Source organism: Limnochorda sp., assembly GCF_047459355.1.
Taxonomy (GTDB): domain Bacteria; phylum Bacillota; class Limnochordia; order Limnochordales; family Limnochordaceae; genus Limnochorda.
Genome location: NZ_VSCV01000041.1, coordinates 1 through 10,483, shown reverse-complemented (window position 1 = coordinate 10,483; position 10,483 = coordinate 1). Strand labels below are relative to the sequence as shown.

The 10,483-nt window shown below is 70.0% G+C and carries 7 protein-coding genes; 6 read left to right on the top strand and 1 reads right to left on the bottom strand.

The genetic code is table 11. From position 1 onward, the window contains the following. Nucleotides 1–154: 154 nt before the first annotated feature. Complete coding sequence (locus tag FWJ67_RS10070) at nt 155–1,528, top strand: serpin family protein (protein ID WP_414482770.1); 1,374 nt, start codon at nt 155–157, stop codon at nt 1,526–1,528. 161 nt (nt 1,529–1,689) lie between these two features. Here FWJ67_RS10070 and FWJ67_RS10065 read toward each other — a convergent pair whose 3' ends face one another. Next, on the bottom strand, nt 1,690–2,757 hold the full coding sequence (locus tag FWJ67_RS10065) for a sugar-binding transcriptional regulator (protein WP_414482769.1): 1,068 nt from the start codon (nt 2,755–2,757) through the stop codon (nt 1,690–1,692). A gap of 277 nt (nt 2,758–3,034) precedes the next feature. Here FWJ67_RS10065 and FWJ67_RS10060 point away from each other — a divergent pair, with 277 nt between their 5' ends. The 5 genes from FWJ67_RS10060 (at nt 3,035) to FWJ67_RS10040 (ending at nt 10,308) form a co-directional block, all read left to right on the top strand. Continuing rightward, nucleotides 3,035–4,639 (top strand): ADP-ribosylglycohydrolase family protein, encoded by a 1,605-nt coding sequence (locus FWJ67_RS10060; protein WP_304171213.1) that lies wholly within the window; start codon nt 3,035–3,037, stop codon nt 4,637–4,639. 76 nt (nt 4,640–4,715) lie between these two features. After that, entirely contained in the window at nt 4,716–6,023 is a 1,308-nt protein-coding gene (locus FWJ67_RS10055) for an ABC transporter substrate-binding protein (protein WP_414482423.1), read from the top strand. An 84-nt stretch (nt 6,024–6,107) separates the two neighbouring features. Beyond that, entirely contained in the window at nt 6,108–7,043 is a 936-nt protein-coding gene (locus FWJ67_RS10050) for a carbohydrate ABC transporter permease (protein ID WP_304171215.1), read from the top strand. Beyond that, nucleotides 7,040–7,867: a carbohydrate ABC transporter permease gene (locus FWJ67_RS10045; protein WP_304171217.1), complete on the top strand. Its 828-nt coding sequence runs from the start codon at nt 7,040–7,042 to the stop codon at nt 7,865–7,867. The genes FWJ67_RS10050 and FWJ67_RS10045 overlap by 4 nt, the downstream gene beginning before the upstream one ends. Further along, the gene (locus tag FWJ67_RS10040; protein WP_414482768.1) at nt 7,864–10,308 is read left to right on the top strand and encodes an ADP-ribosylglycohydrolase family protein; all 2,445 of its coding nucleotides are present in this window, start codon (nt 7,864–7,866) and stop codon (nt 10,306–10,308) included. Before FWJ67_RS10045 ends, FWJ67_RS10040 begins: the two co-directional genes overlap by 4 nt. Nucleotides 10,309–10,483 lie beyond the last annotated feature (175 nt).

The window sequence follows — 10,483 nt, the reverse complement described above, 5'->3', positions numbered from 1 at the left end:
CCGGTTGACTCTTCCGGCAGGAGCCATTCCGACCACCTCGAAGGAGGTCAACACCCCGACCCGGATCCCGCTCGAGGGGCGCGGGGTGATGGTCTCGCCCCGGGCAGGGTCAGGTCTGGGAAGTCCCATTCGGAACGAGAGGGAGCCAGCCACCATGAAGCGGACCCTGCTTGTTCTCGCCGTTTGTATCCTTCTGGGAAGTTTGCTGGGGGGCATCCTGTCCCGCTGGCAGGGCGATCAGCCGGCTGGGGAGCGTCTTGAACCGGCGCCGGTCACCGCACCCGTTCCGGTGGAACCCGTGCCGGGCTCCGGGGCGACGGACGGGTCTGAGGCTCAGGCCCCGGGGAGCGGGGGTGGGGCTGAGGCCGAACCGGCAGACCATGAGGGCGAGCCAGCCCAAACCGACGCGGTGGCCGCGGCGAACAACGGGTTCGCCTTGGACCTCTACCGGCAGCTGGCCAGTAGGGAAGGGAACCTCTTCTTCTCGCCCTACAGCCTGACCAGCGCCCTGGCCATGGTCTACGGGGGTGCGGCGGGCGAAACGGCCCAGCAGCTGGCTGAGGCGCTCCACATCCAGCTTTCTTCGGAAGAATTCCACCGGGCCCTGGCCGAGCTTACGGCCGCCCTGAACGCGCCCAATGAGGCGTACCAGCTTTCGGTGGCCAACGCCCTCTGGGGCCAGGCGGGGTACCCCTTCCGCGCCGACTTCCTGGAGCTGACGGAGCGTTTCTATGAAGCCGGCTTCCACGAGGTGGACTACACCACCGAGGGGTCCCGGGATGAAGCCCGGCGGACCATCAACGCCTGGGTGGAGGAGCAGACCCAGGGGAAGATCCAGGACCTGATCCAGCCTGAGGATCTGTCCCATACCACCCGCCTGCTCCTGACCAACGCCATCTCCTTCAAGGGGGCCTGGGAGCTCCCCTTCGACCCTGACGCCACGGGGCCCATGCCCTTCCACCTGGCCCAGGGGCGGACCGTCGACGTCCCCACCATGTACCAGCGGGGGGACTTTCGCTACGCGGAGACCGAGAGGGTCCAGCTCCTGGAGCTTCCCTACGCGGGCGGACGGGTGTCCATGGTGGTCCTCCTGCCCGCGCGCGGTGGGCTCGAGGAGCTCGAGGCGAGCTTGGATCCGGACCAGCTTGCCGCCTGGCTCGCGCAAGGGTCCCCGCAGGAAGTGGAGGTCTACCTGCCCCGGTTTACGCTCAAGGAGCGATTCGTGCTGAATGAGGTCCTCCAGGCCCTGGGGATCGTGGACGCCTTCCGTCCGGGCCGGGCAAACTTCGCCAACATGGCCGAGGATCCGGAGCTTGTGCTGAGCCAGGTGATCCACCAGGCGTTTGTTGAGGTGAATGAGGAGGGGACGGAAGCGGCGGGTGCCACCGGCATCGGCATGCGGGTGACCAGCCTTCCGGCCAACCCGCCGCCCGTCTTCCGGGCGGACCGGCCCTTTGTCTTCCTCATCCGGGATGTGGAGTCGGGGGCGATCCTCTTCATGGGGCGGGTCGTCGACCCGCGGGGTTGAAGGCTCCAGTCATTACGCCGGCCCGTCTCGTACAGAGGAGGCGGGCCGTTTTTCTTCTCGGGCTTGCGGCTGTCTGGGTAGTGGGGTCTCGGGGCTCTCAGGTGCACAGGATGCCCGCGCCGCCGTCACAGGCCTCGGCCCGATCTTGGCCGAGGCCTTCTTCATTCTGCCAGCAGCGCTTCAGCCGTCTTCAGGTCGGTGATGAGGCCGGTGAGGTAGCCCCGTTCCAGAGCAATCCGGAGAGCGGGGATCTTCTCGGGCCCGCCGGCCACACCAATGACCCGGGGAACCCGCCGGAGCTGCGCCCAAGGGATCCCCACGAACCGGTCGTGCGCTGAGTGCTGGCACAGCTCCCCCTGCTCATCGAAGAAGTGGGTGCACAGCTCCCCGGCCGCCTTCTGACGGATCAGCTCCAGCAGGGTGGGGCCGGCGAGTTCCCCTGCCTGGATCACCGGGGAGTGGTAGACGGACGGTCCCACGCCCACCAGGGCCACATCCAGCGCCCCCCAAAGCTGGGCAGCCCGGCTGATGGCGGCCTGACGGAGGAACGTGGCCGCGCCGTCGGGGGTGTCGGCGTAGGCGGGGGCGTGGAAGGGGAGGGCCATCCCGCCCAAGGCCTGGGCCAGGTGGTAGGCGAGGAAGCTGGCCTGGTAGCGGGGATCGGCCTCGCCCACGGCCCCGAGCAGGGGCACGACAGTCACCCCCAGCGACGCGGGTCCATCCCCAGCCGTGGGTTCCACCGCCTGGACCATCTCGTAGAGGGTCCGGCCCCAGGAGATCCCCACCACCTGCCCCCGCTCCAAGAGTTCCGGCAGGGCTGCCGCCGCTGCTTGACCGATCCGGCGCCGGAGGGCCGCGGCGTCGGCTGGATCATCGACGCTGGTCACCCGGGCGTCCGCGAGGCCGAAGCGCGCTTTCAACGCCCGGGCCGCGTCTCGGGTGCTTGGAGCCTCGGGGTAGGTGAGGGAGACGGAGATGAGCCCCGCCTCCCAGGCTTCCTGCAGGAGGCGGGAGACCCGGGAGCGGGAGAGGCCCAACCGGGCCGCCACCTCCGCCTGGGTGAGGTGCTCGACATAGTAGAGCCGGGCTGCCTCATAGAGCCGGGCCATCCGGGCGTTGAGCGGGATGGACCGGCCCTCCCTTGTGGTGGAGGGCCCTTTTGGGGTGGCGGGTTCCTTCGGCGTGGCGGGGCCTTTCGAGGTGGCGGGCCCCTTCGGCGTGGTCTCCATGCGCAACCTCCTCCCCGCGGGCGATGCCAGGCAGGCATTGGGCACAAATGTGAAGCACAAACATGCCCTAAACCAACTTCGCCTGCCCAGACCCTTTTCCTCCTCTCCCCGCGTCCCGGGGCCGTCGTCCCCCTCCACTCCCTGGGCCTTTCCACCTCCTGCCGGGCGCCTTTCCATCCTGTTGGAATCCGTTCATTCTTGACAGAGCTTCCAGCCAGTGGTACCGTCGAGTTGGGAACATATCAGACAAGTCCCGGGTCGAAAGTTGGGAGCCAGGGTGGAACCCGTCCGGCGGGAGGCGCTGCCGACCGTCATCGCTGAGCAGATCCAACGGTTCATCCTCGAGGAAGGGCTCCAGTCGGGCGACCCGCTCCCTTCCGAGCGGGAGCTCCTGGCCCAGCTGGGGGTGAGCCGTTCCTCCCTCCGGGAGGCCCTCACCGCCCTGGAGATGATGGGCTGGCTCCGGAGCCAGCAGGGCCGCCGGCGGGTGGTGGCCGTACCCCAGTCCTTTGCTGAAGGGCTGGACCACGAGCGGCTGGTGGAGCTGGTCCGCTACGAGGCGATCCAGGCCGCCCAGGAAGGCCGGCAGGTGGACGGGCTCAGCCTGGAGCTGGACGGGCTCCGGCAGGCGCCCCGGGAGGAGCTGGAGCGGCTCCTGGGCCGTTTGGGCCAGGCGCCCATCCGGGCGGACTTCCCCTACGTGGAGCCCGATGATCTGCCCACCATCCTGGCGGAGGCGGGCGGGCCCGAGGGGGAGGCGGCGGCCAAGCCCGCGGGCCCGCTCACGCTGCGGCCGGAGGAGCTCATCGACCGCCTGGCCGGAGCCTGGTACGGGCGGGTGGCCGGCTGCATGTTGGGCCGCCCGGTGGAGCTGTGGAGCCGGGCGGCCATCGAGCGGTACCTGAAGCGGGCCCACGCCTGGCCGCTCCGGGATTACCTCCCCTACAAGCCCGAGGCGACCAGCCCCGACTTCGCCCTGCCGCCGGCGGTGCGTCGGGCCTGCAAGGGCCACCTGCACGGGGCGATCCGGGACGACGACCTGGACTTTACCGTGCTCAACCTGCTCCTTCTGGAGCGGCACGGCCCCCAGTTCACCACGGCCCATGTGGCCGAAACCTGGCTCCACTTCCTGGCCTTCCGGAACGTGTACACGGCCGAGGAGGTCACCTACCGGAACCTAGTCCAGGGGGTGCCGGCACCGGTGGCGGGGGGCTACCGGAACCCCTTCCGGGAGTGGGTAGGGGCCCGGATCCGGGCGGACCTCTTCGGATACGTCCAGCCCGGAAGGCCCCAGGCGGCGGCGGCCATGGCCTACCGGGATGCGGTCCTCTCCCACCGGAAGAACGGGGTCTACGCCGCCATGGCGGTTGCGGCCATGGTGGCCCAGGCCCTGGTGGGATCCGATCTGGAGGCGGTGCTGGCGGCCGGCCGGGCGGTCATCCCGGCCCGGTCCCGCCTGGCGGAGGCCATCCGCCTGGTGGAGGAGCTGGCGGGGCAGGGGGCCTCCTGGGAGGAGGCGGTGGCCGAGGTGGAGGCCCGCTTCGCGGGCTACTCGGAGATCCACGCCCTCCCCAACGAGGCCATCGTCTGGCTGGCCCTCATCTACGGCGAGGGGGAGTACACCGCCTCCATCACCCTGGCGACCTTGGCCGGCCAGGATACGGACTGCAACGCGGCCACGGTGGGCTCCATCGTCGGCGCGTTGAACGGCTTCTCGGCCCTGCCGGGCCACTGGCTGGAGCCCCTGGCCGACACCCTGGAGGTGGCATTGGCCGGGCACGGGGCCTTGCGGATCTCCGATCTGGTGGAGCGGACCTGGCAGGTCGCGAGGCGGCTCGTTGGAGGGGAGCCGACGGCCGCAGAGGAGCGACAGCCTGTCTGAGCGACGAGGGGAGAAACGGCTGTCCCGTTGACGACGAGGGGAGCACTGACGAGGGGAGGACGCCGCTGTGCGAAAGATGGGAGCCCTGCTTCTGGCCTTGGCGCTGGTGATCAGCTGGGCGCCGCTGGCCGGGGCCCAAGAGACCGTCACCTGGTGGTACGAGAACGCCACGCCCGATCAGGAGCGCATCGTTCGGACCAACTTCGTCGACCGCTTCAACCGGTCCCAGTCGGATTACCGTCTGGAGATCCGGTTCGACCCCAACCTGGAGAACACCCTCCGGACCGCCCTCCTGGCGGGGACCGGTCCCGACATCGTCATGACCCACGGCATCGCCTACGCGCTGCCTTACATCCAGAACGGGCACCTGCTGCCCCTGGATGGGTACGCGGAGGCCTACGGGTGGTACGACCGCTTCCTGCCGGTCATGGTCCAGCTGGGCTCCTACAACGGCCACCTCTACCTGCTGCCCAAGTCGTATGAGTCCATGGTCCTCTTCTACAACAAGACCCTCTTCGACAAGCACGGCTGGAAGCCGCCCACCAACCGGGCGGAGCTGGAGGCCCTGGCCGAGGCGATGGAGGCCCAGGGGATCATCCCCTTCGCCACGGGGAACGCGGGCTTCCGGGTGGCCAACGAGCAGCCTGTCAGCGCCTTCCTCAACCACTACGCCGGGGCGGAGAACATGTACAAGGCTCTCACCGGCCAGCTGCCCTGGAACGCGCCCGTCTTCGTTGAGGCCATCGAGCTCCTCAACGAGTACTACCAGAAGGGCTGGCTGGGCGGCGGCAACTACTTCTCCCTCACCTACGAGGACTACTGCACCCTGCTCGCCACCGGCCGGGCCGGCATGACCATCAACGGCACCTGGGCCTTCCAGTGGATGACGGACTTCTTCGGCCAGACGGGCCAGGAGTGGGATTGGGTGCCCATCCCGGCCCTCTCGGAGCACGCCGGCTACCCCTTCTATGACCTGGGCATCGGCGCCACCCTCTCCATCAACAAGGCGGCCAAGAACCCCGACGGGGCGGCGGTGGTGCTGGATGTGCTCAGCGCCGACAAGGAGATCATCACCGACCTGAACCGGGATTGGCCGGGCGACTGGATCGTGCCGGTCCACACCCTGGACGCCAAGGACTTCGGCGACAAGACCGATCCCCGCTACGCCCGGTACGTGGAGGAAGTGGCCGACGCGGTGGCCGCGGGCAACTACGGCTACACCGTCTGGACCTTCTTCCCGCCCCGAACCGAGAGCTACATCATCGAGGGGATCGAGCAGGTCTGGCTGGGCCAGATCACGCCCCAGCAGTTCATGGACCGGGTCAATCAGATCTTCCAGGAGGAGCTGCAGGCGGGGGCGGTTCCTCCCACACCGGCCCGGTAACCGGCAACGGCGTGGACTCCACGGAGGGGCGGTTCCGGGGCGCCGGGACCGCCCTTCTTCTACCAGGCGAGGGGAGGCGTTAGCATGGGAGCACCAGCCACCATCCCGGCCGGGGCCACGGCGGGCGTGCCCAAGCCCCGGCCCCGCCGGCAGCGGCGGAGTGAGCTGAAGGGCTGGCTCTTTCTGGCCCCGGCCCTCATCTTGAACGTGGGCGTCATTCTGGTGCCGGCCCTGCTCACCGCGGGCTTGGCCTTCACCGACTGGAATGGCATCAGCACCCCCAAGCTGGTGGGGCTGAAGAACTTCCGGGATCTGGCTGCGGACCCGGTTTTCTGGGGGGCCCTCTGGAACAACGTCAAGTGGACCCTCATCTTCCTCACGGTGCCCATCATCATGGCCCTGGTGGTGGCCAGCATGCTCCTCACCGTTCGGTGGGGGCGGAACCTCTTCCAGACCATCTACTTCATCCCCATGGTGGTGGCCACCGTCATCAGCGCTCGGGTCTGGCAGCAGATGATCTTCCACCCCATCAGCGGGGTGTTGGGCTGGCTCTCCCAGCACGGCCTCAACCCCTTCGGGGGGAACCCCCTGACCAACCCCTCCACCGCCCTCTACTCGGTAGCCTTCGTGGACAACTGGCACTGGTGGGGCTTCATCGCCGTCATCTTCTTCGCCGCCCTGCGGCAGATCGACCCGGCCCTCTTGGAGGCGGCCGACATGGAGGGGGCAGGCTTCTGGCAGAGGATGCGCCACGTGAGCCTGCCCCTGATCCGGCCCACCATCGTCCTCATGATGATCATGACCATCATCTGGTCTTTCCTCGTCTTCGACTTCATCTACGTCATCACCCAGGGCGGCCCGGGCTACTCCACGGAAGTGCTCGCCACCCTGACCTACAAGCGGGCCTTTGAGACCTTCCAGGCGGGCCAGGCGTCGGCCATCGCCTTGGTGATGAGCGCCCTGGGCGGGGTGGCCATCGCCGCCTACGTCTGGCTACAGAGCCGGGGGTGGGATGTATGAGGCGCTTGCGCGGGTCCCAGCTGGTGATCTACACCGTCTTGATCCTGCTGGCGGGCTTCTCTTTGGGGCCCCTGGTCCTGATGGTGCTCAACTCCTTCCGGTCGCGCCTGGAGATCAGTATGGACCCCATGGGCTGGCCCGACCCCTTCCGCTGGCAGAACTACGTGAACGCGTGGCGGGACGCGTCCTTGGGCACCGCGCTCACCAACAGCCTGATGGTGACGGGGCTCACCGTCCTCCTCACCTGCATCGTCGCCTCCATGGCCGCCTACGCCCTGGCCCGCAAGCGGATCCGGGCCTGGTCCGGGGTGAGCCTCTACCTCTTGGTCTGCACCACGGTGCCGGTGCAGCTCTTCCTCATCCCGCTCTTCTTCATCTTCCACCGCTTGGGGCTGGTCAACAGCCGGGCGGCCCTGGCGGTGATCTACACCGCGCTCTACTCGCCCTTCGCCATCTTCCTCTTGCGGGCGTACTTCCTGCAGGTGCCGGTGGAGCTGGAGGAGGCGGCCTGGGTGGACGGGGCGAGCGAGTGGCAGGTCTTCACCCGGGTTCTGCTGCCCGTGGTCGCGCCGGGGATCATGACGGTGGCCCTGGTGGTGGGCTTGTGGAGCTGGAACGAGTTCCTCCTGGCCGTCACCTTCCTGCAGGATGCGGCGCTGCAGACGGCCCCGGTCCAGTTCTTCCGCTTCACGGGCCGGTACGTCACCGACTGGGGGACCATGATGGCTGCGGCGGTGATCGTGGTCCTGCCGGTGATCGTGGCCTTCGTGGCCCTCCAGCGGCGCTTCATTGAGGGGATGACGGCAGGAGGTGTGAAAGGTTGAAGACGGAGCACGGGCAGGGGGCGCCGGGGACCCGGGAGGCGGTGGGCCCTGGGGCCGCCCCCGGGGCCGACTGGTCCCGGCGGATCTACGGCGGGTGGCTGGGGAAGGCCATCGGCGTCGCCTACGGCGCACCCGTGGAGGGGTGGACCTTTGAGCAGATCCGGGCGACCTACGGGGATCTGGTGGCCGAAACGGACCGCTTCTATCTAACGCCCATGGAGAAGCTCTTCGGCGCCGACGATGACACGAGCCACCCCCTCCTGATGCTGGCCGGCGTGGCCGACGCGCTCCGGGCCGGGGCGACGACGGTGCCTGCGGCCCGGGAGCTGGGCCGCTGGTGGCTCAACCTGATGCCTGAGGATCACGGCGTCATCTGGCGGGGCGGGTACGGCGTCTCCACCGAGGACACGGCCTTCCAGAACCTGCTGGCGGGGATCGAGGCGCCCGCCTCGGGCTCCACCGCCCTGAACGGGCCGGTGGTGAGCCAGCAGATCGGCGGGCAGATCTTCAGCGACCTCTGGGGGTGGCTCGCGCCAGGGGACCCGGAGCGGGCGGCCGCCTGGGCCGAGGCGTCCGCCAGCGTCTCCCACGACGGGGACGGGCGCCTGGGGGCCCGGTTTGTCGCGGCGATGGTGAGCCTCGCCTTCTGCCGGCCCACCATCGAAGCGGTGGTCCGGGAGGCCTTGGACCTCTTGCCGCCGGAGGCGACCTACACCCGGGTGATGGAGGATGTCTACCGCTTCTGGCAGGCCCACCCCGACGACTGGGAGGGGGCCTTTGCCCACATCGCCGCCCACCACGGCTACGACCGCTACCCCGGCGTCTGCCACATCATCCCCAACGCGGCGGTGGTCACCATGAGCCTCCTCTACGGGGGCGGCGACTTCGACCGAACCGTCCGCATTGCCAACGCGGCCGGCTGGGATACGGACTGCAACGTGGGGAACGCCGGCGCGGTGGTGGGGACCTTGGTGGGGCCCGAAGGGATTCCGGCCGCCTGGCGAGAGCCCTTGCGGGATCTGGTCATGGGGTCAGGGGTCTTGGGGGCGCGGAATCTCCTCTCCTTGGCCGGGGTGGCCCGCTTGACCGCGGCCGCGGCCCGGCGGTTGCGCGGGGTGGGCTTGGGCAGGGATGGGGGCCCGGGGAGTGGGGTTGGGGCCCGGGCTGCAGAGGAGGCCGGCGCCCTGGCCCAGGACCCGGTGCTGGCGGCCACCCACCGGGCCACCTTCGACGGCCCGGGCGCCACCGAGGGCTTCCGGCCCGATACGGACCCGGACCAGGCCCTGGAGGCGGTCCGTCAGGTGCAGGGGGTTGCGGCGGCCGGGGACGGTTCGCTCCAGCTGGTGATCCAGCGGCTGGACCTCCTCCGGCCCGCCCGGCTGGTCCGGGAGGTGCTGCCGGCGCCGGCGGAGCTGAGCCGGCCGGGGTACGACCCGGCCTTCTCCCCGAGCCTGTACCCCGGTGGGGTGCTGACGGCCCACATCCTTCTTCCAGGGGAAGGGTCGCCCTCGAGGCCGGCTGAGGCGGCCTCCGGGGCCGGCGCCCCGTCCGCCAACCAGGGCGGCGATGGGGCGGCAGAGGCCGGGCCCGAGGCCGGGCTGCTGGCCGGCTTCTTCGTGGACCTGATGGAACCGGGGGAGGGGGCGCCCCGCCGGCGCCTCTACCAGGAGCGGTTCACCCCCCTTCTCCCGGGGCGGTGGGTTCCGGTCCGGTGGGCTATCCCCGAAGCCCAGGGCATGGTGGTCCGCTTCGGGCTGGAGCTCCGGGCGGGCCACCGGGAGGTGACCTACACGGGCCCCATCTACGTGGACGAGATCGCGTGGGCGCCGGACGGCCGGTTCGAGCTCCGCTTCGAGGGGTGGCCCCACTGGTACGGGGCGGCTGCCGGCTGGACGTACACCAAGGGGCTGTGGCAGGTGGAGGATGGGCTGTACGTGGGCCGGGGCCCGGACCACGGGGAGAGCTTCACCGGCTCCCCCGAGTGGGCCGAGTCCACCGTGGACGCGGAGCTCATCCCCCAGTGGGGGCCGTGGCACCTGGTCCTGGTCCGGGTCCAGGGGGCCCGGCGCTGGTACGGGGCGGCCCTGGCCCCCGGCGGGCGGCTGGCCATCGTCCGGCACCGGGACGACGGCTTGGAGGAGCTGGCCAGCACCCCCTTCCCCTGGGAGCTGGGCCAGAGGTACCGGCTCCGGGTGCGGGCCGCTGGGCCTGAGCTCACCGTCTGGGCGGAAGCCCTGGATGGGGATCGCGCGGCGGCCTCGGCAGCGGGGGCCCCTTCGGCCGGGGAGGGCAGGGTTCCTGCCCATGGTCCTCCGCCACCGGTCCAGCTCACCTGGACGGAGATGGACCCCAACGCCTGGTCCCGGGGCTGCGTGGGCCTGGGGGTGCGGCAGGGGAGCCGCCTCGCCTGCCGGGCGATCCGGGTGGAGGCCAAGGCCTGAGCGGTCCAGCAAGCCCTCCCGGGCCGAAGCCGTGCCATTCCGTCCCGGGGACGCCTTCCCGGGGAACCATGACGAACGGGCCCCAGCCTCGGGACCCGTTGTCGCTGTTCCACATCCAGAGCCTCGAGCACTGGACTCGAGAGCTGAACGCGAAAGCGGAACACCGCCTGGACCG